This is a genomic window from Arthrobacter sp. SPG23, assembly GCF_000876655.1.
GTDB lineage: Bacteria > Actinomycetota > Actinomycetes > Actinomycetales > Micrococcaceae > Arthrobacter.
In genome coordinates this window covers 1-25,554 of record NZ_JYCN01000010.1, presented here as the reverse complement: position 1 = coordinate 25,554, position 25,554 = coordinate 1, and the positions used below count along the sequence as shown (strand labels likewise).

General features: G+C 64.9%; 29 protein-coding genes. 14 read left to right on the top strand and 15 right to left on the bottom strand.

What is annotated here, in order from left to right; translation table 11 throughout:
* Positions 1–180: 180 nt before the first annotated feature.
* The gene (locus TV39_RS04930; RefSeq protein ID WP_043479219.1) at positions 181–1,422 is read left to right on the top strand and encodes a flavin-containing monooxygenase; all 1,242 of its coding nucleotides are present in this window, start codon (positions 181–183) and stop codon (positions 1,420–1,422) included.
* Between the two features lie 41 nt (positions 1,423–1,463).
* On the opposite strand, the gene TV39_RS21325 is transcribed toward TV39_RS04930, so the two are convergent.
* From TV39_RS21325 to TV39_RS04905, 5 genes are all read right to left on the bottom strand, one after another.
* Positions 1,464–2,219, bottom strand: a complete 756-nt coding sequence (locus TV39_RS21325) for a hypothetical protein (RefSeq protein WP_052500495.1) — start codon at positions 2,217–2,219, stop codon at positions 1,464–1,466.
* A 2-nt stretch (positions 2,220–2,221) separates the two neighbouring features.
* Complete coding sequence (locus TV39_RS04920; RefSeq protein WP_043479217.1) at positions 2,222–2,488, bottom strand: hypothetical protein; 267 nt, start codon at positions 2,486–2,488, stop codon at positions 2,222–2,224.
* Positions 2,489–2,624: 136 nt separating this feature from the next.
* On the bottom strand, positions 2,625–3,623 hold the full coding sequence (locus tag TV39_RS04915; RefSeq protein ID WP_043479215.1) for an aldo/keto reductase family protein: 999 nt from the start codon (positions 3,621–3,623) through the stop codon (positions 2,625–2,627).
* Positions 3,624–3,634: 11 nt separating this feature from the next.
* Positions 3,635–4,729, bottom strand: coding sequence for a LacI family DNA-binding transcriptional regulator (locus TV39_RS04910; RefSeq protein WP_052500494.1), 1,095 nt, complete (start codon positions 4,727–4,729; stop codon positions 3,635–3,637).
* Positions 4,730–4,867: 138 nt separating this feature from the next.
* Complete coding sequence (locus TV39_RS04905) at positions 4,868–5,365, bottom strand: hypothetical protein (protein ID WP_043479213.1); 498 nt, start codon at positions 5,363–5,365, stop codon at positions 4,868–4,870.
* Positions 5,366–5,666: 301 nt separating this feature from the next.
* Between TV39_RS04905 and TV39_RS04900 the strand changes: the two genes are divergently transcribed.
* Both TV39_RS04900 and TV39_RS04895 read left to right on the top strand, forming a co-directional pair.
* The gene (locus TV39_RS04900; RefSeq protein WP_043479210.1) at positions 5,667–6,518 is read left to right on the top strand and encodes a class I SAM-dependent methyltransferase; all 852 of its coding nucleotides are present in this window, start codon (positions 5,667–5,669) and stop codon (positions 6,516–6,518) included.
* 270 nt (positions 6,519–6,788) lie between these two features.
* Positions 6,789–7,241 (top strand): Gfo/Idh/MocA family oxidoreductase, encoded by a 453-nt coding sequence (locus TV39_RS04895; protein WP_052500493.1) that lies wholly within the window; start codon positions 6,789–6,791, stop codon positions 7,239–7,241.
* A gap of 19 nt (positions 7,242–7,260) precedes the next feature.
* Here the strand turns inward: TV39_RS04895 and TV39_RS04890 are convergent, their stop codons facing one another.
* Positions 7,261–8,901 (bottom strand): alkaline phosphatase D family protein, encoded by a 1,641-nt coding sequence (locus tag TV39_RS04890; protein ID WP_043479208.1) that lies wholly within the window; start codon positions 8,899–8,901, stop codon positions 7,261–7,263.
* A 73-nt stretch (positions 8,902–8,974) separates the two neighbouring features.
* On the opposite strand from TV39_RS04890, the gene TV39_RS04885 reads away from it, so the two are divergent.
* Together TV39_RS04885 and TV39_RS04880 are read left to right on the top strand one after the other, a co-directional pair.
* Complete coding sequence (locus TV39_RS04885; RefSeq protein WP_235347279.1) at positions 8,975–9,277, top strand: DUF1905 domain-containing protein; 303 nt, start codon at positions 8,975–8,977, stop codon at positions 9,275–9,277.
* Positions 9,278–9,416: 139 nt separating this feature from the next.
* Positions 9,417–9,764: a DUF6176 family protein gene (locus TV39_RS04880; RefSeq protein WP_043479205.1), complete on the top strand. Its 348-nt coding sequence runs from the start codon at positions 9,417–9,419 to the stop codon at positions 9,762–9,764.
* Between the two features lie 37 nt (positions 9,765–9,801).
* On the opposite strand, the gene TV39_RS22320 is transcribed toward TV39_RS04880, so the two are convergent.
* Entirely contained in the window at positions 9,802–9,963 is a 162-nt protein-coding gene (locus TV39_RS22320) for a hypothetical protein (RefSeq protein WP_200890953.1), read from the bottom strand.
* Between the two features lie 117 nt (positions 9,964–10,080).
* Here TV39_RS22320 and TV39_RS04875 point away from each other — a divergent pair, with 117 nt between their 5' ends.
* Positions 10,081–11,886: an SARP family transcriptional regulator gene (locus TV39_RS04875; RefSeq protein WP_235347278.1), complete on the top strand. Its 1,806-nt coding sequence runs from the start codon at positions 10,081–10,083 to the stop codon at positions 11,884–11,886.
* Positions 11,887–12,030: 144 nt separating this feature from the next.
* On the opposite strand, the gene TV39_RS04870 is transcribed toward TV39_RS04875, so the two are convergent.
* On the bottom strand, positions 12,031–12,234 hold the full coding sequence (locus tag TV39_RS04870; RefSeq protein ID WP_011690916.1) for a cold-shock protein: 204 nt from the start codon (positions 12,232–12,234) through the stop codon (positions 12,031–12,033).
* Positions 12,235–12,397: 163 nt separating this feature from the next.
* A complete protein-coding gene (locus tag TV39_RS21320; RefSeq protein WP_082049509.1) occupies positions 12,398–13,627 on the bottom strand; it encodes an FHA domain-containing protein in 1,230 nt (409 codons plus the stop codon).
* A gap of 232 nt (positions 13,628–13,859) precedes the next feature.
* On the opposite strand from TV39_RS21320, the gene TV39_RS04860 reads away from it, so the two are divergent.
* Complete coding sequence (locus TV39_RS04860; protein WP_043479203.1) at positions 13,860–14,612, top strand: alpha/beta fold hydrolase; 753 nt, start codon at positions 13,860–13,862, stop codon at positions 14,610–14,612.
* Between the two features lie 12 nt (positions 14,613–14,624).
* On the opposite strand, the gene TV39_RS04855 is transcribed toward TV39_RS04860, so the two are convergent.
* From TV39_RS04855 to TV39_RS22485, 3 genes are all read right to left on the bottom strand, one after another.
* Positions 14,625–15,473, bottom strand: coding sequence for an esterase/lipase family protein (locus tag TV39_RS04855; protein WP_043479201.1), 849 nt, complete (start codon positions 15,471–15,473; stop codon positions 14,625–14,627).
* Positions 15,474–15,772: 299 nt separating this feature from the next.
* Positions 15,773–17,014: a S8 family serine peptidase gene (locus TV39_RS04850; protein ID WP_043479199.1), complete on the bottom strand. Its 1,242-nt coding sequence runs from the start codon at positions 17,012–17,014 to the stop codon at positions 15,773–15,775.
* A gap of 51 nt (positions 17,015–17,065) precedes the next feature.
* Entirely contained in the window at positions 17,066–17,779 is a 714-nt protein-coding gene (locus TV39_RS22485; RefSeq protein WP_235347277.1) for a hypothetical protein, read from the bottom strand.
* Between the two features lie 235 nt (positions 17,780–18,014).
* On the opposite strand from TV39_RS22485, the gene TV39_RS04840 reads away from it, so the two are divergent.
* Positions 18,015–18,740 (top strand): hemerythrin domain-containing protein, encoded by a 726-nt coding sequence (locus tag TV39_RS04840; RefSeq protein ID WP_043479234.1) that lies wholly within the window; start codon positions 18,015–18,017, stop codon positions 18,738–18,740.
* A 51-nt stretch (positions 18,741–18,791) separates the two neighbouring features.
* Here TV39_RS04840 and TV39_RS04835 read toward each other — a convergent pair whose 3' ends face one another.
* Positions 18,792–19,289 carry an alpha/beta fold hydrolase gene (locus TV39_RS04835; RefSeq protein ID WP_235347276.1) on the bottom strand — a complete coding sequence of 166 codons (498 nt, stop codon included), beginning with the start codon at positions 19,287–19,289 and terminating at the stop codon, positions 18,792–18,794.
* Positions 19,290–19,857: 568 nt separating this feature from the next.
* Here TV39_RS04835 and TV39_RS04830 point away from each other — a divergent pair.
* The 6 genes from TV39_RS04830 (at position 19,858) to TV39_RS04805 (ending at position 24,872) form a co-directional block, all read left to right on the top strand.
* The gene (locus tag TV39_RS04830; protein ID WP_268747725.1) at positions 19,858–20,232 is read left to right on the top strand and encodes a PH domain-containing protein; all 375 of its coding nucleotides are present in this window, start codon (positions 19,858–19,860) and stop codon (positions 20,230–20,232) included.
* Between the two features lie 695 nt (positions 20,233–20,927).
* The gene (locus TV39_RS04825) at positions 20,928–22,610 is read left to right on the top strand and encodes an AAA family ATPase (protein WP_043479193.1); all 1,683 of its coding nucleotides are present in this window, start codon (positions 20,928–20,930) and stop codon (positions 22,608–22,610) included.
* Positions 22,610–23,062 carry a hypothetical protein gene (locus tag TV39_RS04820; RefSeq protein WP_043479191.1) on the top strand — a complete coding sequence of 151 codons (453 nt, stop codon included), beginning with the start codon at positions 22,610–22,612 and terminating at the stop codon, positions 23,060–23,062. Before TV39_RS04825 ends, TV39_RS04820 begins: the two co-directional genes overlap by 1 nt.
* Entirely contained in the window at positions 23,062–23,280 is a 219-nt protein-coding gene (locus TV39_RS04815; protein WP_043479190.1) for a DUF2997 domain-containing protein, read from the top strand. The genes TV39_RS04820 and TV39_RS04815 overlap by 1 nt, the downstream gene beginning before the upstream one ends.
* Complete coding sequence (locus TV39_RS21570; RefSeq protein WP_160292480.1) at positions 23,261–24,199, top strand: helix-hairpin-helix domain-containing protein; 939 nt, start codon at positions 23,261–23,263, stop codon at positions 24,197–24,199. The genes TV39_RS04815 and TV39_RS21570 overlap by 20 nt, the downstream gene beginning before the upstream one ends.
* Entirely contained in the window at positions 24,150–24,872 is a 723-nt protein-coding gene (locus tag TV39_RS04805; RefSeq protein ID WP_326941699.1) for a 4Fe-4S single cluster domain-containing protein, read from the top strand. The genes TV39_RS21570 and TV39_RS04805 overlap by 50 nt, the downstream gene beginning before the upstream one ends.
* 274 nt (positions 24,873–25,146) lie before the next feature.
* Here the strand turns inward: TV39_RS04805 and TV39_RS22480 are convergent, their stop codons facing one another.
* Complete coding sequence (locus TV39_RS22480) at positions 25,147–25,281, bottom strand: methyltransferase domain-containing protein (RefSeq protein ID WP_235347280.1); 135 nt, start codon at positions 25,279–25,281, stop codon at positions 25,147–25,149.
* 64 nt (positions 25,282–25,345) lie between these two features.
* The coding region (locus tag TV39_RS22695) for a DUF262 domain-containing protein (protein ID WP_043479187.1) at positions 25,346–25,554 on the bottom strand (209 nt) is incomplete at its 5' end.

Here is a 25,554-nt window from a genome sequence, read left to right as displayed (position 1 = left end):
TGCTGGCCAACTGCGCGTGCAACTGTGCGTCGCTCATGGGCCGGGCTCGTACCCGACTTCGGCGAAAGGGGCCGACCACGTCCGTGACAAACGCGGACTCCAGAGTTGTGCCGCAGCCCGTCACGGACGGAAGCCCCAATACCCCCTTGAAACCTGCCCGGCCCGGCGTATGGTTTTTTCATGGGACCGATTCTGGACGCCCTGGTGATCGGCGCGGGGCAGGCCGGCCTGGCGACCAGCTACTGGCTGAGCCGGGCCGGCGTCGAACACCAATTGCTGGAGCGGCGTGCCGCCCTTGGCGGCGCCTGGCAGGACCGCTGGGATGCGTTCTGCCTCAACACACCGAACTTCTCGCTGGATTTGCCGGGCAGGCCGTATGACGGTCCTGAGCCGGACGCCTTTATGCCGCGGGACGAGCTGATCGGGTACTTCCGGAACTATGCGGAGAGCATCGGCGCGCCGGTGAGCACCGGCACGGACGTCACCCGGATCGCGGCGGAGGACGGCGGCTTTCGCATGGACACCACCGAGGGCATCCGGCGGGCGCGCAACGTGGTGCTGGCCACCGGCGCCTACCAGAAACCGAAAGTCCCCGCTTTCGCCGCAGGTCTGCCGGGGCACATCGTGCAACTGCACACCCACGACTACCGCCACCCGGGCCAGCTGCCGGACGGTGCCGTCCTGATCGTGGGCACCGGCCAGTCCGGTGGGCAGGTGGCCGAGGACCTGCTGGCGGCGGGCCGCGAAGTCCATCTGGCCGTGTCCGCCTGCCCCGAGGCACCCCGCCGGTACCGCGGCAAGGACGCGATCCACTGGATGATCCAGATCGGCCTGCACGGTCCGGAGTACGGGCTGAACGGCCTCGCCGTAGAGCAGCTGCCCTCCCCCGCGGCGCGGTTCATGTGCAACCCGCTGCTCTCCGGCGCCGACGGCGGCCACGACATCCACCTGCGCGACCTCGGCCGCCGCGGCGTCCGGCTGCACGGCCACCTGGAAGCAGCCGACGACGGCGGACTCACCTTCAGCGACGACCTTCCGGAGCGCCTGGCTATTGTCGAGGCCGGGTTCCGCCAACGCCTGCAGCCAATGTTCGACGCCTATATTGCCGCGGCGGGGATTCAGGCACCCGAGGCCGATCCGCCGCGCCAGGACCACTGGCTGCCGTCCGAGCCCGCCCGGCTGGACCTGGACGCCGCGAACATCACATCCGTCCTCTGGGCTACCGGCTACCGGCTGGACTTCGGCATCCTGGACATCCCCGTGCTGGACGAGTGGAACTATCCCCGGCACCACCGCGGAATCACCGAGCACCCTGGCCTGTACGTCGTGGGGCTGCCGTGGCTGAACGGGCATTGGTCGGCCATCGTGGCGGGCGTCGGCCGGGATGCCGCGTATGTTGCGGAGCACATCGCGGCGCGCTGATGCGGCCCGGCGGCCCCGCGGCGGCTGGCAGCCAGCGGTGGCTACTCTGCGCAGAGGCCGCCGAAGTCCGCGGGTGCGGCCAGGCCGGCCGAGCTGAACCAGTCCCTGGCCCATGCCTGGACCGACGGCCGGGCGAGCTGTTCGGCCACGAGTTCCGGCGGGCCGTCGAACACCGCTTTACCCTCTTCCGCCTGGTCTCCGGTGCCGCTGCCGGCGAGCAGCCCGAAGAGGACCGACTGGTCCACGAAGGGAAGCTTCCCGCCGTCGCCGTCGGTCAGAACGCCCCAGCGCGAGGTGAACAGCGAGAAGTCCTCCGGACGCTCGCCGTGGTCGAGCGCGAGCGGGCAGGCGCCGCCGTCGAGCTGGATCCGCCGGTAGTTGGGCTCGGTTTCGTCCAGTGCCGTCAGCTGGAGGTCGTCCAGCCAGGACACCCACACCGCCGTGCGCTCCCCGGGCCGGGGGTAGGGAGCGGCGGCAATGTAGCCGGCACTGCTCACGTGGGCGGAGTGGCCGACCGCGATGTTGTGGAGCTGCCCGCGGACCATTGGCAGCACCGGACTGACAGGCTGGCGGTAGGCGGCGAACTTCCGGCGCATCACGTCGGCACTGGCATTCGAGCCGATGGAGACCACCAGGGAGCGGGACTCCAGCGGTGCCGCATTGGCCTGCGCAAGGGCTTCATCCAGGCCGGATGAGGGCTCAAGCGGCAGAAAACCGTCGGCGCCCACGACGCCCGAGGTCTCGGGCGGATCCCACGGATAGAGCAGCGGATCGAGCCGGCCGGCGGGCTCCGTCAAAGCTAGTCGCCCATGCCGGGGTGGACCGGGACGAACTCGATCTTGTTGCCCGAGCTGGTTTTCTTCTTCGGCGACCGCGAGTATCCCCGCGCATCCAGGTGGTTCTGTGCGCGGAATTCGGCCAGGGCTTCGTCGTAGGCTTTGTTGAGCCTGCCACCGGAGAGTTCCTCCGTGGTGCCGTCGGCAAAGGTGACGGCGATCCGGACCTTTTCCGGGAAATGCCGGTTCATCCGAATGTAGCCATCGGCATCCTGCTGGAGATTAATCAAAGTGTGTCCGCTTCCGTGGGTGGTGTGACTTCCAGTGTCCCGCACTTTTGGGCGGGACGGGGCTGGAACGGGGCGTAAAGGTCCGACGGCGGCGCGGGCGGACCCTGCCGGGCGAAGGATTTTCGCTGCAGCGCCTCTAGACCCGCTGGGGGAACGACTCCACCTTGGCAGGATCGCGTTCCACAACGTCACCCAGGGCGCCGTCGATCAATTCGAGCGTCTCGCTATCAAGGACCAACTCGGCGGCGTTGACCGTGTCTTCGAGCTGTTCGGGCCGGCTGGCGCCGACGATGGCCGCAGAGACGTTGGGGTTGGCCAGGACCCAGGCCACCGCAAGGGTTGCCAGGGGGATGTCCAGGCCCGCGGCGATCGGCTTGAGCTTATCCACTGCTTCCAGGACCTCCGGCTGCATGAACTTGTGCTCAGTCTTCAGCGTCCCGTCACCATCGCTAAAGCGGGACGACGACGGGACGGCCCGGCCGCCGGCGTACTTCCCACTAAGCACACCTTGGGCCAGCGGCGACCAGCACACCTGGGTGATCCCGAGCTCTTCGCAGGCCGGCACTACTTCCGCTTCGATGACGCGCCACAGCATGTTGTATTGCGGCTGGCTTGAAACGAGCTGGATGCCCAGATCGGCTGCCAGCGCGGCACCGGCGCGGATTTCCTTTACTGTCCATTCGGATACGCCAATGTAGTGGGCTTTGCCGGCCCGCACGATGTCCGCGAAGGCGCCCATCGTTTCTTCCAGCGGGGTTTCGTAGTCGTAGCGGTGCGCCTGGTAGACATCCACGTAGTCCATCTGGAGACGGCGCAGCGACCCGTTGATGGATTCCATCACGTGTTTGCGGGACAGCCCGCGGTCGTTCATGCCGGGGCCGGTGGGGAAGAACGCCTTGGTCATCACCTCGATGCCCTCCCGGCGGACGCCTTTGAGGGCTTCGCCGAGCATCGTTTCAGCCTTAGTGCCCGCGTAGGCATCGGCTGTGTCGAAGGTGGTGATGCCGAGGTCAAGGGCCTTTTCTACGCATGCGGTGGCAACGTCCTGGTCCACGGTTTCGCCGTGGGTGGCCCAGTTTCCCAGGGCAATGGCGCTGACGTACATGCCGCTGCTGCCAAGTTTGCGGTATTGCATGAAGTTTCCTTTCAGAGGTGAGCGGAGTGGCCGGCAGAATCCGGGGAGTCCGAGCCGGCAGGTGTGCTGCGCAGGGCACGGGGTGGTGCGGTACTCTCGCGGATAACCAGCCTGGCGGTCCGGCTGAGGGTCCTGGGCACGCTGCCGTCCAAGGCGTCCAAGCCGGCCAAGGCGTCCAGGAGGATTCCGGCGACGTCCCGGCCCTGTTCGGCCACCGCGTGGTCCATGGTTGTCAGGCCCACCACGTCGCAGAGTTCGTGGTTGTCAAAGCCCAGCACGGAGAAGTCCCGGGGAACGTCCAAGCCTGCCTGGCGGAGAACCTTGAGGACACCGAAGGCCATCTCGTCGGAGGCTACGAATGCCGCGGTGGGCGCATGCTCCGCGACGAGCAGCCGGGACATGGCAGCCGCGCCACCCGCGACGCTGTTTTCATCGAGTTCTTCAAGGACGTCGCCCCCGGCCAGTCCGGCCTCGCCCAGGGCATCCCGGTAGCCAAGGAGCCGTTGAAGAGGCGGCACACCGCCCAAGTTACTGCCGTCCTCATCGCGGATACCGATGAACGCTACCCGCTGGTGACCGAGGTTCAGCAAGTGCCTCACAGCAGCCCGCCCGGCCCCACGGTTGTCCACGTTCACGGATCCGACACCGGCTGACTCGGCTCCGAGCAAAGCGACCCTCTGCCCCTGCGAAGCGAGCGATTCCAGTTCCTCCCGGCTCGGCTGCAGGGCCATGATGATCACCCCGTCCGTGCGGCCGTGCAGATGGACGGTGCCAAAGAACCTCTGCCGCTGTTCGGCCGTGGCGAGCTCATAGAGGAGCACATCGAAACCGGCTTGCCGGAGCGTTTGCGTGGCCTCGCCGATGACCTTTCCGAAGAACCATTTGGCCAGCACAGGCACCACGATGCCAACGGTCATGGTCTTGCCGGTTGCCAGGCGGGACGCAGCCGGGGATGCGGAGTAGCCCAACGCATCGGCAGCGTCCTGCACGCGCTTGCGAGTGGCTGCCGAAACGCCGGGAACGGAACGCAGCGCCCGCGATACCGTGGAAACCGAAACTCCTGCTCGCTCCGCGACCGTTTCAACACTAACCAACATGTTATCCATGGTAGACGTCCTTGCGCTCGTGTCGCAAGCGCTTGCAAGGCGATGGACTGATTGGCTTAAACAACCCAAGGCCCGGTTGGGGGAACCGGGCCTTGGGCGTTGCGGGGAGCCGGGCTCAGCGGCCCCCGGGGACGGGCGTCAGTTCGACATTGACGTGACGCCGCTGGTGTACCAGCCGGTGTACGGGGACCAGACGCCGTTGCTGCCTTCCTGGAAGCTGACCTTCTGGTAAAGCTCCTCGTTGCCGATCTCGCCGTCCACCAGGGTGCGGACGTTGTGAATGGTCACGGTGCCGCTGTACTGGTTCAGGTGGCGGCTGAAGTTGGTGGTGCCCAGGTGGTCGTCGGGGTTGGGCCAGTCGTCTTCCTCCCAGCGCTGCTGGGTGATGTTGATGTAACGGTCAGCGTTGCAGCGGACCTGGATCTGGTAGTCCACCAGCTTCACGCCGGAGGAGTTGAACCCGGCGAACGCCGGCCGGAGCGGGGTGACCGAGCAGGCGTAGTTGGTGCCGGCGGCTTGGGCCGGGGCGGCCAGGGCGAACGGTGCTGCGACCATGCCCAGCCCAAGGGCGGCCACCACGGCTGCCTTGCTGCGGCGGGAGGTGCGGGACTTCTTGGTGTTTGATGCGTTGAACACGGGGGGTTCTCCTGAGGGAAAGATGCGGTGTGGGTGGGGTGGTTTGCCCGGCGATTCCGGGCTTCGGATCCGCCGGTTTCCCGCGCGTTCCGATGTATCCATGGTGGCTCCGGGCACCCCGCCCGCACTTCCGTGCTAGCACGGTTTCTACTCGCCAGTACGGGAACGCACCCTCGCTGGTAAGCTTCCGCGGGCACCTTTACATCCCGCCGGTCCGCGGCCAAAATATCTCACACCACAGCCTCCACTGGGCTCACAGCGCGCTGTCTTCCAGAACCTGCCACAGCAGAGGGGTGCCACTATGAATGACCAGACCGATGCAATCGCGGCGGACCGGGAACTGAAGCAGAAGCTCCGCGCCATGTGGGCGCAGGGCGACTACCCGGCCCTCGCCAGTGAACTGATTTCGGAGCTCGGAGCGATCCTCGTCGAGGCCTGCCACATCAAGTCCCACCAGCGCGTCCTGGACGTGGCCGCCGGCGCGGGCAACGCGGCCATTCCGGCCGCCATGATGGCAGCGGAGGTGATAGCGAGCGACCTCACCCCGGAAATGTTCGACGCCGGCCGCCGGCAGGCTGCAGATCGCGGCGCCGAGCTCGAATGGAAGGAAGCCGATGCCGAGGCGCTCCCGTTCGGGGACAGCGAGTTCGACGTGGTGATGTCATGCCTGGGCGTGATGTTCGCGCCGCACCACCAGGCGAGTGCCGACGAACTGGTGCGGGTCTGCAAACCTGACGGCACCATCGGCCTGATGAGCTGGACGCCCGAAGGGTTCATCGGAAAGATGTTCGCCGCCATGAAGCCGTTCGCGCCCCCGCCCCCGCCCGGCGCACAGCCGCCGCCGCTCTGGGGCACAGAGGACCACGTCCGCGAGCTTTTCGGCGACAGGATCACGGATGTCCAGACGGCAAAGAAGACAGTGTCCATCACCAGCTTCCACCATCCGGAGGACTTCGTGCACTACTTCAAGTCCCACTACGGCCCCACCATTTCCGTCTACAAGTTCCTGGGCGACGATGAAAACAGGGCGAAGGACCTGGACAAGGCACTCACCGAGCTGGCCGGCACGTACCTCGAAGCCCAGGGCGATTCGACGGCGAAAATGGACTGGGAATACTTGCTGGTCACCGCCAAGAAGGCGCGCACCGCCTAGCAGTTGCAGGTCGCAGGTCCTTTTCGGCGCTGATGGCTTTTCACGCGTGCTAATTCTCCGATGTTTGTTCTAACATAAGGACAAATCGTCCCCGAGGCAACGCCGCCGGGGGGACGAAGGAGATCTTGTGAAACTTGGACTTGTTGGTTTCGGTTTCGGCGGCCGGTTCTTCCACGCCCCGTTCATCACGGCCGCGGACGGAGTGGAACTCGCCGGCATCGTGACCCGCTCACCGCCCGCCGCGCCGAGGCCGCGGCGGAGTACCCGGGGGTGCCGCTCTACCTGGACGCCGGCCGCACCGACTCGGGCTTCTTTGTGACCATCGTGCACCGGAACGGCGTGAAGTCCCACGTCTCGGCCACCAAGAGCAACCGGCTCGTCGCGCGGGAAATGCGGCTGCTCGGTTCCGACGGCAGCTACGTCTCGCAGCAGAGCGACGTGCAGGCCGTCGCGGCCATCGCGGGCCGGCGCCCGGCCGACGACCCCGCAGCGTGGGGTTACGAGGACGAGTCCCGCTGGGGAACGCTCACGACGGCGGCGGGCCAGTTCCGCGTGCCGTCCGAGCAAGGCGCCTATCAGGCCTACTACGAGCAGTTCGCCTTGGCCGTTGCCGGCAAGGGACCCGAGCCGGTCCCGGGCACCGAGGGCGTGCACACCCTCGAGGTCCTGGACGCCGCGCGGCTCAGCGACGCCGAGCGGCGGTCAGTGGACATCGAGGGCTGACCGCCGCCGTGGTACGTTGCTACCGCTCCGGCTGCAGGGCGTTGCTCCAGAGCACGGTGCCGTTGGCGTTGCGGAGGCTGACGGTGAAGACGTCATCCTCGGTCAGGTCCACGTGGCCGAAGAACTGGTTTTCGCCGGTGCGCGGGGACTGGTTGGCGTAGGCGCCGGTCTTGTAGAACACCCTCTCGGGACCGAAGGTGCCGTCAAGTTCGCCGGGGCCGAAACTGCCGGCGTTGATGGGGCCGGCCACGAATTCCCAGAAGGGATCGAAGTCGGTGAACGCAGCGCGCTCGGGCGAGTAGTGGTGGGCGGCGCAGTAGTGGACATCGGCCGTGAGCCACACCACGTTTTTAACCCGGTTGCGCTTGAACGCCGAGAGCACCCCGGCGATCTCGAGTTCCTTGCCCAAGGGGGCGCCGGCGTCGCGGTTGGACAGGGATTCCTGGTTGACCGGGCCGTCGGGGACGATCAGGCCAAGCGGGAGGTCGGCGGAGATGACCTTCCAGGTGGCCTTGGACTTGCTGACTTCGCGGATGAGCCACTCGGCCTGTTCCTGGCCCAGGATGTGGGTGAGGTGCGTTTCCTTCCCGTCGGTGTTGGGGTCCTTGAACGTGCGCATGTCCAGGCAGAAGACGTCCAGCTGGGGGCCGCGGGAGATTTTGCGGTAGATGCGGGCGGGCTCGAAGCCGGTGCTGCCGTCGCCGATGCGGGTGCTGAGGCCGGAGATTGGCTGGTATTCCTGCCAGGCCTGGCGGCCGCGGGCGGCGAGCACGTCCACGCGGCGTTCGGTGTAGCGGGAGTCGGTGATGATCTGCCCGGGGTACCAGTTGTTGTGGGTTTCGTGGTCGTCCCACTGGGCGATCACCGGCACCTCTGCGTACATGGCGCGAATGTTGCGGTCCATCATGTTGTAGCGGTGGCGGCCGCGGAACTCGTTGAGGGTCTCGGCCACCTTGGACACCTCTTCGGTGACGAGGTTGCGCCAGATCTGCCCGTCAGGCTCGGTGACCTGCGCCGTGATGGGGCCGTCGGCGTAGATGGTGTCGCCGGAGTGGATGAAAAAGTCCGGTTTGGTGGCGTGCATGGCCGCGTAGCCGCGCATGCCGCCGATCTCCTCGTTGATGCCCCAGCCCTGGCCGGCGGTGTCACCGGTCCAGACGAAGCTCTGTTTGCGGGCTGCGCGGCCGCTGCTGATAAGTCCGGTTTCGGGGGCGGTGCTGAAGGAGCCCTGAGCGGTTTCGCCGGCGTTGCCGTCCGCGTCCTCGAAGTGCAGGGTGAGCGCGAACCGGGTGCCGGCGGGGAGGTGCTCGGCGTTGATCCGGGAGGTGAAGTCGGTGGCTTCGCTGGCGGCGCTCCCCCGCAGGACGCGCTGGAAAGCGCGGCCGCCGCGGAGCGGGGCACCGTCGTCGTCCACGGCGAGCAGGCTGGCCACCAGCCGTCCGGGTCCCGACGCGCGGGACCACAGCACGCCGGAATCGGCGGTGACGTCGCCGGTGGCGATGCCGGACGGGAGGGTCAGCCGGTTGCGGACCAGCGCTACGCCGGCCGGGCTGGTTGCGTGCGCGACTGAGGTTGAAGCGGGCACGACGGCGGCAGCACCGGCGGCGGCCAGCGCACCTTTGAGAACATTACGGCGGGTGAAAGCAGTCATGCTGCCCATCGTTGCCGGGGCGGGTGAACCGTTGGTGGCGGCGGTGTGAATGGCCCGTTGCCGCTGGTGCCATAATCAATGCGTGACGACCTACTCGTTCCGCGGCGGGCTGTGGCAATATCCGGAGGAAGCCGGGTGGCATTTCATCACGCTGCCGCAGGACCTGGCGGACGAGATCAGCGACGAAGCCGCTCCCTTCCGCAAGGGTTTCGGTTCGGTGAAGGTCACGGCCTCGATCGCGGGGAACAGCTGGTCCACGTCGATCTTCCCGGACAGCAGGACCGGCTCGTACCTGCTGCCGGTCAAGAAGGCCATCCGGGCCGCGGCCGGCGTCCACGACGGTGATGATGTGGACGTGGAGCTGGTGCTGGAACTCGAGGGCTGATTTCGCGCCTGGACGGCGTCAACGGAGCACTTGCCGAAGCCCCTATCCCGCTTCTTTCCGCAGGACTATCATGCAGATGCACGGCTGCGGTTGCCATCGTTCCGCAGCAAGCGTCGAAGCAACTGTGGGAGGACCTGTCATGGAATGCATTAGTTGGTTTGCGCCGATTCTGCCGGGCAAATTGGACGAGTGGAAGGCGCTCTTGGCGGAGATACAGGGCCCGCGTCAGGAGGAATACCGGCGCTCCCGCGAGCGGATGGGAGTGACCCGGGAGGTGCTCAGCCACGTGCAGACGCCGCAGGGGGATTTCATCGCGGTCTTCCACGAAGCAGACGATGTTGCCAAGGCGTTCCAGTCTGTCGCGACCTCGGACGATCCCTTTGACGAGTGGTTCCGGGCAAAGATCATGGAAGTTCACGGCATCAGCGCCGAGATGCTCCAGGGGCCTCTCCCTGCGAATGTCCTTATGGACTACAAGGCGGCTTGAGGGACCACACCCAAGTGGATGAGCCCCTCCAAACCGGCTAGATCCGCGGCGATGCGTATGGCCCGCTGGGAAGGTTGCCTGCCGTCCACGGCGCCGTGGAGCGGATGTCAGGCGTGTGGCCGCGGCCGTCGGTCAGGACGGCGCGGACGGTAACGCTGAGAACCCAGAGTCCAAGTAGCAGGATGCCGAGAAATTCCATGATGTGCACCTCTTGTGAGTGTGTGCGGATTGGGTGATTTCAGTGTGTTCTGCCTACGTGTGAGCAAACGTGTGAGCCCCGCAGACGCCGGCACCCCCGCGGCGTACCATGAGCCGTATGGCCGAGAACTGGATTCGGCTCCTCGGTCCGCCGGCGATCGAGTCCCCCGGTACAACTCCCCCGCAGCCCAGAGGCCGCAAGGCCTGGGCGGTGCTGGCCTACCTCGCGCTGCAGGCGGACGGCACCGGCCGGTCCCGCACGGCGTCGCTGCTGTTCCCGGATGCCGCGGACCCGCTCGGTGCCCTGCGATGGAACCTGTCCGAGCTGCGCCGGACGCTCGACGGCGTGACCGTGGCCGGCGATCCCCTGCGGCTGACCCTGCAGCCGCCGTGGCGCTGCGACGCACTGGAAGTGGTGGACTCGGCCGCCCATCCTGGCGTTGATCCGCGAAGATTCGGCGGCCAGTTGCTCGAAGGGCTGTCCTTCGCCGATTCCCCGGTCTTCGATTCCTGGCTTGCGGACCAGCGCTACCGGCTCGACAACTGCGCCCAGTCCCTGCTCTACGAGGCCGCGCTGGCCGCTTTGGCTTCGGGCGCTCCCGCCGAGGCGGCGGAGCTGGCGACGCTGGCGTTGCACCGCGATCCGTTCCATGCGGACTGCAACGTCGTCCTGGTCAAGGCGCTCGTGGCCCTGGGCGAGCACCGCCGGGCACGTGAGCATGTCACCAGGTGCGGGAACCTCTACCGCGAGGAGCTTGGCCTGCCGCTGCCTGCGGAGATCCGCCGGGCCCTGTCCAACGCTGCACCGGAGGCAGACCCGGGGATGCCGGCCACCGCGGCGACAGTGCGGTCCTATCTCGATGCCGGCGGAGCGTCACTCTCGGCGGGGGCCGTGGACCGGGGGCTGGATCAGCTGCGGCTCGCGGTGGTGCTGGCCCAGCGCACCGGTGACACCCATTTGATCGCCGAGTCCCTCGTGACGCTGTCCGGGGCGCTGATCCACCAGGCCGGCGGCCGCGGGGCGGAAGTGGCGGACTTCCTGCACCAGGCGCTGCAGGCGGAAGGGCCCGACGGCGCCTCCCGGACTGCCGCCGCCGCTTACCGCGAACTGGGGTACCTGTCCGTACAGCGCGGTGTTCCGGACCGCGCGGCCGGATGGCTGGACCGGGCGATGCGGGCTGCCGAAGGTTTCCCCGACGAACAGGCCAGGATCCTGGCGATCCAGGGGATGCTGGCCTCGGACACCGCCCGGTATGAGGACGCGGTGGCTGCGCTGACCGAGTCCGGAAGGCTGGCCAGGGCTGGCGGGAACCGAAGGCAGCAGGCATTCAGCGAGGCGCTGCTTGGGCGGGTGTACCTGCTTCGCGGGGAACTGGCGCAGGCAGCCAGCTCCTTGGACCTGTCCCTGGCCCTGATAGCGGAGGAACACTGGACGGCGTTCGAGCCGTTTGTCGCCGGGACCCGTGGCGAGACCTATCTGGCCGCCGGAAAGCTGGAGGAAGCCGCGGCGCTGATCGACCGGTCCTGGGTGATGGCCGAGCTGGCAGACGACCATTGCTACATGGCGTTGGCGGCGGGCGCCGAGGCGCGGCTGTTTCTGGCGCACGGCGATCTCGCGGCGGCCGAACACTGGATCAACCGCGGCCTTGAACCCAAGCCGTGGTACCTCTGGTACTCGGCCCGGCTGCTGGATACAGCGGCGGAGGTTGCTATTGCTAGTCGCTCGCCGCGGGCTCCGAGGTTCGTCGAACGCCTGGCCGAGCTTGCGGGCCGGAGCGGAATGCGGGAGTTCACCGTGCGGGCGCAGTCCCACCGGGCCGTGCTCGGCGATGAGGCGGCGGCGCAGGCGGTTCCGTGGCTGGCCAAGGAGATCCAGAATCCAGCGCTGGATGCGTTCCTGGCGCAGCGGCACGGTATCGGTTGAGCTGTGCCTCCGGTGGTTGAGCTGAGTATCCGGTGGTTGAGCCTGTCGAGATCAAAGCACACCCGGGTTAAACAAAAAGCAGGGCCTGCCAAACGGCAGACCCTGCTTTTATAGGAAACCTAACGGTCCCGGGTATCTAAGAAATTAGATAGCCTGGATGTTGGTGGCCTGGGGACCCTTGGGGCCCTGCTCGGTTTCGAAGGAAACCTTCTGGTTCTCTTCGAGGGAGCGGAAACCGGAGGAGTTGATCGCAGAGTAGTGTGCGAAAACGTCCTGTGAGGAGTCATCGGGGGAAATGAAGCCGAAGCCCTTTTCAGCGTTAAACCATTTGACGGTACCAGTAGCCATTATTTATGTCCTTCGTGAAGGTGGAGGAACTGTCCCGACTTTCGGGTCCTCCGGTGTGGGGTGTTCAAAACCGCTACTTCAGAAGAACGAGGACTTTCGACCCCGCGTACTGCCTGAACTACCAAATACAAACACAACAACGATCTCTACTGTACACGGGTTTTCAGAGCGGAGTTACCACGGGCATCAGCGGGATGTCCGGGACGGTGATCGACTCCGGCCCGTCGAACCCCGCCATGAACACCGTGACGAAGCTAAGGGACACCGTGCCGCCCGTATCAGGCAACTGGCTCCCGAAGTTGATGGTCCCCTTGCGCTGTCCCCCGGGCGGCATTTCGGGTTGCCAGCAACTGCGGAAGGAATCAGCGTCGAACGTGGTGCCGTCCGGGCCGGTGAGGATGGCGTTGTGGAAGAGGGGCAGAGACATGGCGCTGCTGGTCCCGTTACGCACCTCGATCTCCACCCTTGTGAAGTGAGCCGTGCTCTGGACGCCGAGGATGGTCACGGTGACGCCTTGAACTTCGGTCACCAGTTGTCGCTCCAGTCGCTGACGCCCGGCCTCGCTGCCGGATAAACAGCCGACGGCCTCCCTCACCTCTGAGGTCAGAATCCAGCTGCCGCCGCCGAACACCAACAGCGTGACGAGCAACGTTGCGACTATGGGCCTAGAACGCTTGCTTCTGGCTGTTGTCGGACGCGAGGCTTCCGGAGGGGGTTCCGGAGAAGCGCCAAGTTCGGGTCGTGTAGGGCGGGGGCGTGCGGGTCGTGCTGGCTGCCCGAGGCTGGACGGCCGGTACTGCGGTTTAGGCCGTTTGGGTGCGGGCTGCGCCTTGTCTTTGAGGTAATCCAGCGCCTCCCCGCCCAGGGCCACAGCCAGGCCCATCGCCGGGGTGACGAACCACGTCCAGGTGGGCGTCAGCTCGGTCAGGAACGCGGTCAGGCTGTTGCCGATCAGCCCCAGCACATTGATCGCGGCCGCGAAAAGCAGCGCCGCGCCAAGGCCCTTTTTCCGGGCAGCTGCCGGGGCGGTCTGGCGCCCCTCCGATCCGCCGCCTTCGGGCGGCGGTGCGCTGCCGCCGTCGTACGCCCCTTCAACAAAGCGGAGCCTGACCTGCCCGAACTGGACCTCATCGCCGTCGGTAAGTTCGGTGGGCGAGGTGATGGCGTGACCGTTGACCCAGGTGCCGTTGCGGGAATTCTCGTCGGCGAGAATATTACGGCCGTTAACCGAGGTCAGCAGGGCGTGCCGGCGGCTCACACCGGAAACGGGCAGGCGCAGCCGGGAGCCCTCGTCGCTGCCGATGGTCGTTTTGCCGTGCGGGATCACGATCCGGGCGCCCGCCGCCTCCCCGTTGACGACGACGAACGCGCTCCGTAACCCAGGTCCGTCCACGACTTACCCCGACCAGCCAAGAGGGCACCGCGGCCCCCGCAGGAAAGACACCGTCATCCGCCGCTGACGAATGACATGTAGCAAGTCTCCTCCCGGCCGGAGTGGCTGACAAGGAACGCGAAAACGGGCCGCCCGGGGTCTTTTTCGCGGGCCCGGCAGGGGCTCCCCGGCAGGGGCTCGGGCGTTGGTGCAGGCAGTAGCCCGTTTGGCCGCCCGGGCGTAGCATCCTGCCATGGGACCAACTCGGGTCATCCTTCTTCCCGGAAGCGTGCTCCCGGCACAGCCCGCCTACGGTGCGCTCATCGGGGCACTGGGACCGGGCGTCGACGCCGTTGCCAAGGACCTGGAACTCTATGCGGGCAACGAGCCCCCGCCCGGCTGGAGCCTGGATTCGGAGGCCGACGGCGTGGTCCGCGAAGCGGACGCCCGCGGCTGGGAGACGTTCCACCTCGTGGGGTACTCGGGTGGAGGCGCAGCTGCCTTGGCCGCCGCCGCCCGGCACCCGGAGCGCCTGCAGAGCCTTGCTTTGTTGGAGCCGGCCTGGGCAGGCAGTTGGGACTGGAGCCGGGCCCACGCCGAACTCTGGAAGCAGTACGGTCAGCTGGGCGGGCTGCCGCAGGAGGAGTTCATGGGCGCCTTCATGCGTTTGCAGGTGAGGCCCGACGTCGTCCTTCCGCCTCCGCCGCCGGGTCCCCCGCCGCCATGGATGGCCAAGCGGCCGGCCGGGATCAGGGCGTTCCTGCAGACCTTCAACACCTACGACCTGGACCGCGAACGGCTGGCTGCCTTCACGAAGCCGGTGCTGTTCGTCCTTGGCGGGTTGAGCAACCCGGACGATTTTGGCGACAAGGCGGAGCGCCTCGGGCGGGTCTTTCCGGACTTCCGCCTCGAGGTGTTCCCGGACCGCCACCACTTCGATCCGCCGCACCGGGTGGAGCCGGAGCGCGTTGCCGGGCTGCTGCGCGAGCACTGGGCGCGGGATTGATCCGCCAGCGGGCTAGATGCAGCGGGGCTGGTAGGCCGGATCAGCGGGGCCGGATGCCTGGCCCAGTGCGTGGGCCACGAGCTGGTGCACCACGGGGTCGTTCGGCGTCTGGTCGTGTTCGAAGAGATCGGCCGGGCACTTGTCCTGGATGGTGATGTTGGTGACCTGCCGTGCCGCGCCGGCAAGGAACTGGCTGTTGTAGGGAATGACCACTTCGTCGTAGACCGTGGAGATGACGGTGTAGGACGGTCCCGCCACGGTGTCGCCGATGGAGTTGAGCTTCTGCATGAACGCCGAGCCCGCCTGCTGGTCGGCGCAGGCGGCACAGCCCAGAGCGGTGTAGTCCGGATCAGCGACAACGTCCGGCGGCGGGAGGATCACACCTTCCGTGCCGTGGTTGGAGGGCGCGATGCCAACGAGCTGGTGGACGGACTTGGCTCCGCCCAGAAAGCCCATGTAGTAGCGGGGCATCATGCCGCCCTGGCTGTGGCCCACCAGGTCCACTTGCTTGGCGCCGGTGGCAGCGCGTACCGCGTCCACGAACGGGGCAAGTTCCTGCGCGGAGTCGGCCACGGGCGCAGTGGCATACACGCCGTTCGTCTCGCCGTAATTCAGGGCGAAGACGCAGTACCCGGCGCTCTTGAGGTACGGCGACAGCGTGGACCAGTTCTTTGCCATGCTCTCGAAGGTTCCAGGCACCAGAATGACCGGATACGGATGCTCGGCGCTTGGTTTGCAGGACCAGTCGTTGGCCCCCGGCGGCGCGACGTCGAGGGTGTCTGCCTGGGCGGGGGCAACGGCCAGGGACCCGGCGAGGACGGCAGCAGCGGCGATGGACAGAGTTTTGGAGAGCAGTGACATAGAAACCTCGTTGTTTGTGTGTCAGTGGGTGGGCCGGCCGCGGGTGGTGTTTCTTCCTGTCAACCAAACCCCGGCCGGTACTCAAATGTAGGCAACAGACACATCCGTTCAGCCTTGACTGCACGAATGTGCACGAGGATCGGCCGCCCGCCAGCGACCCCTGAGCCAAGGCGAAATGTCGCCATTCTCGCCGTTATTACTAGCCAGTAGCTATTTGCTAAGGCGTTTGCGGCCGGAGAGGTGAGTCCGAAGCATGTGCACAAACGTTCATGGCAGAAGCGGCCGGCCGGTCGGCAGGCCTACCGCACGGCTCTGTCCGCGTTCACGCGGCCAAAAGCCCAGTACGTGCCCGTGCCGGAAATCTTGTCGGCGGTGGACTCCACATTTGCGCGAACTGATTGTTGCGTGGCGCCGGGGTGTGAGCTCCAGGCAAGCGCGGCCGTGGCGGCGACGATGGGTGAGGACATTGAGGTGCCGTTGCCGACGTCGTAACCGAAGGAACGGCCGTTCTGCGTCCCGAGGACGAAGGTGTGGTTCGGGAACGTCGAATACACGTTGACTCCGGGCGCTGCGACGTCCACCCAGCTGGCTCCGTACGTGGAGAAGGATGCCTTGGCATCGGTGTTATCGGTAGCGGCGACGGCAATCACGTTGGGGTATGCGCCCGGGTAGATCTTGGTCTGGTTACCGCCGTTGCCTGCTGCCGCGACCAGCACCACGCCCTGATTCCAGGCGTTATTGACGGCAGCTTCGAGGGTCCGCGACGCCCGTACTCCGATGCTCATGTTGATGACCTTCGCACCGTTGCTGACGGCCCAGTTGATGCCGTTCGCGAGGCCTGAGCTGGATCCGACGCCGCTGTCGTTGAGCACTTTGCCGGCCAGGATCGTGCAGCCCGGACACACCCCGGCTACACCCATCGTGTTGTTGGCAGTGGCGGCAACGGTACCGGCGACGTGGGTACCGTGGCCGTAATTGTCTTCGTTGGTGGCCGCACCGCTGTAGTTGGCGCGTGCAACAACCTTCGGGTTGATGTCCGGGTTGTCGCTTGCGACGCCCGAATCGAGAACGGCCACTTTTATGCCGGTCCCGGTGGTGACATTCCAGGCTTCGACGGCGTCGACGTCGGCGTCCGTTTTCCCTCCGGAGACGGATAGGGTGCCGGCGGTGTTGGTGAATGACTGACCGCTGTTTTGCAGGGCGTACTGGCGGGGGAAATACTCGTCCGACGTAGCGGCGGTGACCAGCTCGTCCGGCTCGGCGTACTCCACTGCCGGGTTCCGGCTCAAGGCGTCGCTGAGTTGAAGTTCTTTGCCGGCCGGTACTTTGATGAGCTGGGCGCCGGTGCTGCCGATGCCCGGGCCCTCGCTGAGGCCGTGCCCGCGCAGCACGCCGTCCGCCGCACCGGGGTCGCGGAATTTGACCATGATTTGGCCCGTGACAGGTGACGGCTGGGCGGCCGCGCTACTCGGAACGGCTGCGGCAATTCCGCCGAGGCCCATGGCTACCGCTGCTAAACCGGCTACAAAGATCTTTTTCATTCAGTTATCTTGCGGCAAAGTTCATCAGCTGGATAGTGCCTTCCGGCTGCACTATTTGAGGCTGAGCACCTCATCGATCGGGCGGCCGTTGACGAACACCTGGGCCCTCGTTGCCCCGGCCGCGGCCATGGCGGTGTACTCCAGCTGCGCCTTGGCGCGCGGGATGTCGCACACGCCGCCCAGCATGAACTGCCCGGTGAGGTAGATCGTGATGGTGCTGCCGTCCAGTTCCCCGCCGATGTAAGTGAGGTTCGACTGGTACAGGACATTCACGAGCCCCGACAGTCCGACGTCGCGGCTCTTGTTCGCGAGCAAGGTCCCGATGCTGGGGCCCACCTGGTCCGTGAAGCGGACCGGGGCGGTGGTGGTAGCGACGAGGCTGTCGCCGCAACCGATCAACGGCCCGGAGACACCGGCGTCGCTGACGGCGACGTAGTAGATGGTCAGCGGGGCCACCTGCTCAGGGAGCCCGGGGGACGTAGGTTCCTGCGTCGCCGGCGGGCTCACGGGGGCGGACGACGGCGGAACGGCCGACGGCGGGGCCGTCGCTGTTGGGGTCGGGGTGACCGACGGGCTGGCCGTGGCAGTCGGGCTCGCCGTTGTAGTAGGCGCGACGGAGCTGCTCGTGGGCGACGTCGTCGGCGGCGTCGTCGTCGCGGCGGAGCTGCTCGTGGGCGCCGGGGCCGGCGGGCCGAAACAGCCCGAGAGCGAGAACAGGGCGCAGAGCCCCAGAACACTGAATGCCGTAAGCCTGGGCCTGGTCATGATGCCCCCTTTGGGTGCGGGCCCAGCACCTTGGGACCCAGCTTCAACCTACGCCGGAGCCGCCCTCCGCAACAGGGACTTTAGTCCGACGTCAAGGCAGGCTGCGGGCCGGCCGGCTGGGCTGGGGACTCTGGCGAAACCAGGCGGCCTGGCCATTGTTCGGCATGAGGGCAAGCGATACGATGCTGCCGGGGAGAGGTCCTGGTTTCGATTGATTGCCGTTAGGGGCCACCCAATGACTGACTTCTTCACCATGCAGCCCGGCGAGACCCCAGCTCCGCTACCACCGGGGCCCGTCCTTTGCACCGGGTCGGCGGCCATGCGGCGCATCCACCGATTCTTCCTTTGGGCCTACGATGAGGCACCGGGCCTGGTACGTTCCGCAGTGGCCGGTGACACCTCGCGCGCCGCGTACGTGGGCGAAGTGCTCGGCAACTTCGACAAAGTGCTCCATGTCCACCACGAGGGCGAGGACCTGCTCATGTACCCGCAACTGGCGGAGCGGGCACCGGCGTGCGCGTTGCACATAGCGCAGATGCTCGAGCAGCACCGGCAGGTCACACAACGGCTTGAGGGCATCGAGCCAATCCGACTCCGCTGGATGGAGACCGCCGACGCAGAGGCCGGCGAGGAACTTGCCACGCGCTACCAGGACCTGTCCGCTGTCCTCAAAGTGCACCTGCGCCGGGAGGTCACTGAGGTTATGCCCGCCGTGGACAGGGTGATGGACGAGAAGGAAATGAACGGCGTTGGCCAGCACGGGATCGAGCAGTTCGACAAGAAGTTCATGGTCGCCTACCTCGGCATGGTGCTTGCCACGAACCCTCCCGCAGACCGGAAGGAGCTGTTCAAGGAGATCCCCCCGCCGGTCCGCCTTGCCTACCGTCTCGTCGGGCGCAGGATGTACCGGCGGCAGTACTCCACGCTCTTCCCGGGGCGCGCCATACCCGAGACACTCTGAAGGACGATGATTTTCCTGGTCCCTCTCATGGGGATACTGCGATGGATTGCATTATTTGCCGTGGTACCGGTCCGGTTTCTGTGCGAAGAACCGCAGAGCCTTGTCGGCAATCAGCTCAGGGCGGTGGTCTGCGAGGAAGTGGCCCTCGCCGGGAAGGATCTCCGTGGTCACGTTACCCCCGCGCCCGGGCCGGTGGCCCATCTCCTGAAGAGTCGCGGACGGCTCCCTGGCACCGATGAGGGCGAGGGTCGGCACCGTAAAGTCGCGTTTGGCGTATGCCCCGAAAATGATGGCCATGAACGCCGGGAGGATCGTGCCGCGGTAGAGGGCTGAGCCTGCCCATGCCCTCTCGGGCTGGGCCATCCCAACCCCGTAGAGCTCCATGTCCACCTCCGGCACTCCGCCTTCAGGCTCGAAGGCCGTGAAGAGGTGCCGCGTGAACTTCTCGCTCCGCTGGAGACGCGGACCGATTGATGGAGCCGCGAGCGCGAAGGCGTGCCAGAGCTTGGGGAAAAGCCCCAGCAGCCCGGCGCTTGGCCTGATGTGCACGTCAGGAGTACCCGTGCAACCCGCTACGACAAACTCGCACTCACCTACCGCGGCGGAGCCGTCCTACGAGCCATCAGCATCTGGCTAACAGCTTTAGGAGACACGCCCTGGGTCAGCTTCCCCGGAAAAGCACGTGAGGCGCTCGGCTTCTACGCGGACGTTTTCGGCGGGCAACTCCCCCTGTACACCTACAAGGACTTCAGCCGCAGCGACGGCCCGCCGGACGGGGCAGGAGAAGTTTTGGCGACCCTTCAACGCCCTTCTCATCGGCTCCGGCATCACCGTCGCAATTGGAATGATCTTTCTCGCTGCGACAACTGACCGGAGCGCACAACCGGACCCTTTTAGCGATTTTCTGTTGTTCGGGGAACCACCAGCAAATATACGGATGCCTCCCGCGCTAAGTCACGGAAGCAATAAGCCGTTCTGAGAGAACGCTGGGGCGTCAATTCGCCATGCTGTCCAGCACCTCAATCCGCCACGACACACGCCGTAGCCGGGAAGCACGAAGTGAGACCGACCTCTTGAGACACTGATGGCTCGGCCCACACTAATCAAAGGAGCAGCCTTGGAGGCAGCAGCAGTAACCACATGGATGTTCGTCACCGAATGTCCAATCCCAAACGACGTCATGGAACTAATGGTCCCGGGCGAGCAACCAGTGGCCGCATATAAGACATTTCGCGATAGCGCCATCTTTACGACCAAGCGATTGATCGTCCGCGACGCCCAAGGAATCACTGGCAAGAAAGTGGAGGTGTATTCACTGCCCTACTCTGCTATCAACATGTGGTCCTCGGAGAATGCCGGAACATTCGATATGGACGCTGAGCTCGAGCTTTGGACAAGGGCTGGACACATCAAAATTAAGGTGGGCAAGAAAGCGGACATACGTCGGCTGGATATGCTGATCGCATATTCGGTCCTTGGGGCGCAACACTAACCTGGGGACGCCGGGGTTTCGCGTTTCCGGCACAATCCGCGTTGCCCTGTGAGGCTGGAACGTCGACGGCGGGACTCCGTAACGCACGAAAGTCCCGTAAGCGTCGGCGAACGGCCGCCGCTTCCCTAGCCTCCCCTCGTCACCAAACCAGCCGTACTTGTCCAACAAACGCGTAGCACTTGTCGTACGCTGGAATTCGGAGGCGGAGTCGTCGTGGGTTAAAGCGGCCGTTCGTGTACTCAGTCCGTTCCACCTATGGCTGTACGCGACGAACGACGAATTTGTAGTGCAGCTGTTCGACGCGACCGGTATCTATGTGCAACAGCTGAATCACTGGATCGGGGAAGTGCTTCCCCATCGGGTTGCGTGGACCGGATTCACGCCCACCAACACCAAATCCGGCCCACGTGGTCAGATGCCGATCCGCTTACGTGTCCGTCCGCGAGGCGCGATTTCTTTGTTTTCCGGATGTCCCGCTTCCCCGGCTTTGGACACTCTGTGTGTGTTGGCCGGAAGCCTCACCGCCGGTTGCTGTAGGGCTCGACAGTGTCATCGGCAGTGCAGGAAGACATAGTTGATGAGACACTGCGCATTCTGTCCGACATCCTTGCCCCAAGCTGGGTAAAGCTGGGATAGGCTAGGCCGAAATCGAGGGAAATTGATCCCGGCTAGAAACTAAATCGTGGGGGCAGTCAATGGCAGCTGGGCAGACGAATTTTCGCGAATCGCTCGCCTTGCTATTTCGCGCCCGGTTCCCCATTCTCTACGTTGAGTCATTTGAAGAACCCCGCGTCCTTGCCGAGATCAGGGCCGTCGCAACAGACCCCATGCTCATGCGCACGGTTCGCCCCGTCTACACCTGGAGCAGCACCCGAGGGTTCATCGGTCTGGATGGGGCCGCCCATAAAGGCACACAAGATCCGAAAGCCGCTGTCGAATGGACGATGAGGCAAGACGGAGCTGGCGTTTTTATCATGCTCGATCTGCACGCGCACCTCGGCGACGAGCGTCGACCGGCTGACCCGCAGCTTGTGCGGCTGCTCCGCGACGTCGCCGGCGCGTTTCAGAGCGGCGGTGCCGCACGAGTTCTCATAGTCGTCGCGCCACTCCTCCGTCTCCCCGTCGAACTGGAAAAGGACGTAACGCTGGTTGACTTCGCACTGCCGAACGAGAAGGAAATCAGGAATGTTCTGGACGCGATGATCGCCGCCAACAGCACGGCAGACAGCCGTATCAGGATTGAAGTGGACGCAGTCGGCCGTGAGCGGCTGGCGAAGGCAGCTCTCGGGCTCACCCTCAACGAGGCCACTAATGCCTTCGCCCGGGCCATGGTTGATGACGGCGTCCTGTCCAATGATGATGTGCACGTCATCATGGACGAAAAGAAACAGATCGTCCGCAAAGCCGGGCTTCTGGAATTCGTGGATGTCACCCTGAACCTGGAGGATGTGGGTGGACTCCAGAACCTGAAGCGCTGGCTCGCGAAGCGCAACAATTCATGGCTGGATGAAGCTGCTGAATACGGCATTCCTGCTCCTAAGGGAGTCCTCATGACCGGCATCCCCGGCTGCGGGAAGTCTTTAACTGCGAAGGCGATTGCTGCGGCATGGGAGTTGCCGCTGCTCAGACTCGACATCGGCAAGATCTTCGCAGGCCTCGTGGGATCCAGCGAGCAGAACATGAGGTCAGCTATTCGGACAGCAGAGGCCGCAGCACCCTGCGTCCTATGGCTGGATGAGATCGAAAAGGGCTTTTCAGGCGTCTCAGGCGACGCAGGTGACGGAGGCACATCGAGCCGTGTCTTCGGTTCTTTCCTGACCTGGATGCAGGAGAAAACGGCGCCCGTCTTCGTGATCGCAACGGCTAACAAAGTCGACCGCTTGCCGCCGGAGTTCCTTCGCAAAGGCCGTTTCGACGAGATTTTCTTCGTTGACCTACCTACCAGCCAGGAACGACGCGAGATCTGGAGCCTCCACCTCTCAAAACGCCTGAAGCGAAGCAAAGCGGGCGCCCTCGACGTGACTGACCAGCTCCTAAAGGAACTCACACAAAACAGCGAAGGGTATGCCGGCGCCGAGATCGAACAGGCCGTTGTCGCTTCGCTTTTCGATGCCTACGCAGAGCGCCGCGCACTGGTCAACGAGGATCTTTACCGCGCCGTCGAGAACATGGTTCCCCTCAGTGTCACCCAGGCGGAGCAGATCGCAGCTGTTCGCGGCTGGGCTTCTACCCGGGCGGTCGCAGCCACAGCAGCTGAAGACCTGTCGGGGTACAGCGGGACCACCACCTCAGATGTAGAGACCCCGCCGGAGACGGTACCAGCTCCACCGCGAACGGACGCATCACTTTCACGGGGTGGGAGATTGGTGGATTTCTGATGAGCATTTCTCTCGTCCTGATTCCCCTCACCATGGCGGCCGTCGGGGCATGGCAGGCCAGCCGTAAAGAAACAGACGCGGACGGCCGGACAGTGTGCCACGTGCAGACAAGGATGCGCGATAGTGAACTCCTGATAGCCGCACTAACAGACACTAAGGCAGCGGTCACGCGCTCCGCCCAGACGATCACCGCCGACTGGCACGGGGTCAGAGCGCAATTCCAGCGCGATTCGAGTGGAATCTGGCAAGTCGACTTCACCGGCGAAGTCGATGAGCAAAGAGCTCCGGAGATCGTTAGCGCTATTGACCAGGCGTACGGCCGCCAGGTTCAACAGACAGTACTAGCGAAATTACTCGATCGGGCACCGTCCGCGGGAATGACTGTAGCCTCCCAAACTGTGGAAGATGACGAAAGCGTGACCCTCGTGCTGAACGTAGGGGCTAGGTCGTAATGGGGATTGAACAGATTGTTGTCCGGGTTGCCCCTAATGGAGCAATTCATGCCGAGACCATAGGGCTGAAAGGCCCGAAATGTTTGGAGACCATCGCGCTTCTGGAGGAGCTGCTGGAAGCGCAAACGGTGTGGAGCAGTTTCACCAGTGAGTACGACGAAGTGCCGATCGGCACGCAGCAAGCCATAGGGGTGGATGATGAACTACGCCAACACTGAATCAAGGGTACTTCTTGCCAACCGCAAGTGGCGCATCCGCCACAGCGCCTGGCTACTCGCACCAATCCTCGGCTTCGGCGTGTTTTCATTCGTCGGCTTCTTATACGTTGCGCTGAGAGTCCGCAACCGGAAGTTCTGGATCGCCTGCATTGTTGCCTGCCTTGGAGCCACGGTGATGGTGATCGCCAACTCAATATGGAACACCCGGAATGGCAGTAGTTCTGCGGGTGGCGCCGTGACGATGATCGTCTATGTGGGTCTGGTCGTTTTTGCCATAGTCCTGAACCGTGACTACCTTCGTTGGCGCGCCAACCGGACTGAAGCCAACGCCTGGTACAACCAGTCAGAGGCCTCAGGGGTGCAGGGACCCATGGCGCCTGCACCGGGACCTGGAGGATGGCCTCCGGTCCAGCAGGCACAGTCGCTCCAGTCTGCCCAGCCCATGCCGTCGGGACCGGGGGGCCGCTTCCTAGGCGTTAACAACACTCCGTACTATGGCCCGCCCACAGGCCAGCAGTCCGGGTCGGTAGAACCAACCCCGAGCTTTCCAAGCGTCAACAACTCTCCGCATTATGGCCCGCCAAATGGCCAGCCAGCGATGCGGCCCGCACCTCAGGCCAGCACCGGACAAGATGCCACTAGAGCGACTCCGCTTGATGTGAACTCCGCATCGAATTCTGACCTGAGCACGATGCTCGGTATCGACCCCGCACTTGCAGACCGTGTGGTCGCGACACGCCTGCAGCGGGGAGAATATCGGGATTTAGATCATCTGATTGCGGCCGTCGGACTGCAGCCCCACGAGCTCCAGAAGTTCCGGAACAAGGTGACCTTCAAACAGGGTCAGCAACGCGTCAAGAACGGCCCCATTGCCCCCTCCGACGGCCTCCCCCTTGGCGTCCGGCCCCTTGACTACTGAAGCGCCGACCGGGCAACTCCTAAGGATCGGGTCGGTTACTCCCCGAACAGCAGCCGAAGGGCCCGGTGTCCGCTTCGCTATATGGGCCCAAGGCTGTTCAATACGGTGTCCTGGCTGTTTTAACCCGCATTTCTGGGGCACAGCAGGTGGCCAGGACGTTACCGTCGATGAGCTTGTCAGCCGGGCCTGTGACGCAGATGTGGACGGGATAACCCTGCTCGGAGGCGAACCGTTTGAACAAGCACGCACCTTCGCCGCTTTGGCAGGAAGGGTCCGCACAGCGGGACTTTCGGTGATGATCTTCACCGGGTTTGAACGCGAGTTCCTGGAAAGTCCTGCGGCACCGGATGGGGCAGCAGCATTATTGGCCGAGACTGACCTCCTTATCGACGGACGCTACGAGGCGGAAAAGCCTGATCTCCGTCGCCCCTGGGTTGGTTCCACCAATCAGAAGTTCCATTTCCTCACGAACCGATACCGCCACCTAGAAGAGAGCCTGGCGGGGATACCGGATCGCCTTGAAGTGAGGGTCAGCCCGGCTGGTCAAATCGCCGTCAATGGCTGGGCCACTGTCGACCGCATTGACGCCCTGCTCGAGGGCATTACCTCACCGCTTGGACGGGGGCAAATCGGTACTCACCACGCCCTGCGGGGAGATGAACCTCTTAAATAGGCGTGAGGCGTGAAGCGACCTGAACAAGGCAGTGTCATGCGGTCGTAAGGGCCACAAGGGTTCCCATGCCAGATGAGCACGACGCGGTCGTCGGAGAGAACCCGAAACGGGTCGGCCTCGACGAGCACTCACCCATCAAAGCCGGGAAATCCTTCATCCGCGGCTGAAAACCCTTCTGGGCTGATAAGCACGAGACTCATGTTCGAGCCATCAACATCGAGCTTCCTCCGAGCACCCAGACCATGTGGAGGTATCCGTGGCCGAGCCCGGCGAATCATGTTGGACAGCGAAGTCGGCGGCCGCCGCGGCGAGCCACGCGCAAAATGACGAAACGGCCGCCGGGCGCGAGCACGCGGTGCGCCTCGGCGAAGAACCTGGGCTTGTCCACCATGTGCTCGCTCGACTCGATCGTCCAGGCGGCATCGGCCGAGGCATCGGCCAGCCCGTTGTCGAGCCAGTCGCGGACCTGGATGTCACCTCGGCCGGCGAATGTCTCGCAGGATCAGGAACAGCGTTGTGAGCCGCTGCTGGCCGTCCACGAGTTCCCACCGACTGTCGGCCATGCGTTTAACGACGATCGGCTGAAAATAGTACGATGACTGCCCTCGGCTCTCGGCTCTCGGCTCTCGGCTCTCGGCTCTCGGCTCTCGGCTCTCGGCTCTCGGCTCTCGGCTCTCGGCTC

Excerpts from the sequence above, each read along its gene's own strand:
- TV39_RS04855 (WP_043479201.1), bottom strand. The coding sequence starts at position 15,473 with ATGTCACTGCTCTCCAAAACTCTGTCCATCGCCGCTGCTGCCGTCCTC.
- TV39_RS04910 (WP_052500494.1), bottom strand. The coding sequence starts at position 4,729 with ATGGATAACATGTTGGTTAGTGTTGAAACGGTCGCGGAGCGAGCAGGA.
- TV39_RS04875 (WP_235347278.1), top strand. The coding sequence starts at position 10,081 with ATGGCCGAGAACTGGATTCGGCTCCTCGGTCCGCCGGCGATCGAGTCC.
- TV39_RS04930 (WP_043479219.1), top strand. The coding sequence starts at position 181 with ATGGGACCGATTCTGGACGCCCTGGTGATCGGCGCGGGGCAGGCCGGC.
- TV39_RS04870 (WP_011690916.1), bottom strand. The coding sequence starts at position 12,234 with ATGGCTACTGGTACCGTCAAATGGTTTAACGCTGAAAAGGGCTTCGGC.
- TV39_RS04860 (WP_043479203.1), top strand. The coding sequence starts at position 13,860 with ATGGGACCAACTCGGGTCATCCTTCTTCCCGGAAGCGTGCTCCCGGCA.
- TV39_RS04850 (WP_043479199.1), bottom strand. The coding sequence starts at position 17,014 with ATGAAAAAGATCTTTGTAGCCGGTTTAGCAGCGGTAGCCATGGGCCTC.
- TV39_RS04915 (WP_043479215.1), bottom strand. The coding sequence starts at position 3,623 with ATGCAATACCGCAAACTTGGCAGCAGCGGCATGTACGTCAGCGCCATT.
- TV39_RS22485 (WP_235347277.1), bottom strand. The coding sequence starts at position 17,779 with ATGACCAGGCCCAGGCTTACGGCATTCAGTGTTCTGGGGCTCTGCGCC.
- TV39_RS04825 (WP_043479193.1), top strand. The coding sequence starts at position 20,928 with ATGGCAGCTGGGCAGACGAATTTTCGCGAATCGCTCGCCTTGCTATTT.
- TV39_RS21570 (WP_160292480.1), top strand. The coding sequence starts at position 23,261 with ATGAACTACGCCAACACTGAATCAAGGGTACTTCTTGCCAACCGCAAG.
- TV39_RS04900 (WP_043479210.1), top strand. The coding sequence starts at position 5,667 with ATGAATGACCAGACCGATGCAATCGCGGCGGACCGGGAACTGAAGCAG.
- TV39_RS04840 (WP_043479234.1), top strand. The coding sequence starts at position 18,015 with ATGACTGACTTCTTCACCATGCAGCCCGGCGAGACCCCAGCTCCGCTA.
- TV39_RS04880 (WP_043479205.1), top strand. The coding sequence starts at position 9,417 with ATGGAATGCATTAGTTGGTTTGCGCCGATTCTGCCGGGCAAATTGGAC.
- TV39_RS04820 (WP_043479191.1), top strand. The coding sequence starts at position 22,610 with ATGAGCATTTCTCTCGTCCTGATTCCCCTCACCATGGCGGCCGTCGGG.
- TV39_RS22320 (WP_200890953.1), bottom strand. The coding sequence starts at position 9,963 with ATGGAATTTCTCGGCATCCTGCTACTTGGACTCTGGGTTCTCAGCGTT.
- TV39_RS04890 (WP_043479208.1), bottom strand. The coding sequence starts at position 8,901 with ATGGGCAGCATGACTGCTTTCACCCGCCGTAATGTTCTCAAAGGTGCG.
- TV39_RS04815 (WP_043479190.1), top strand. The coding sequence starts at position 23,062 with ATGGGGATTGAACAGATTGTTGTCCGGGTTGCCCCTAATGGAGCAATT.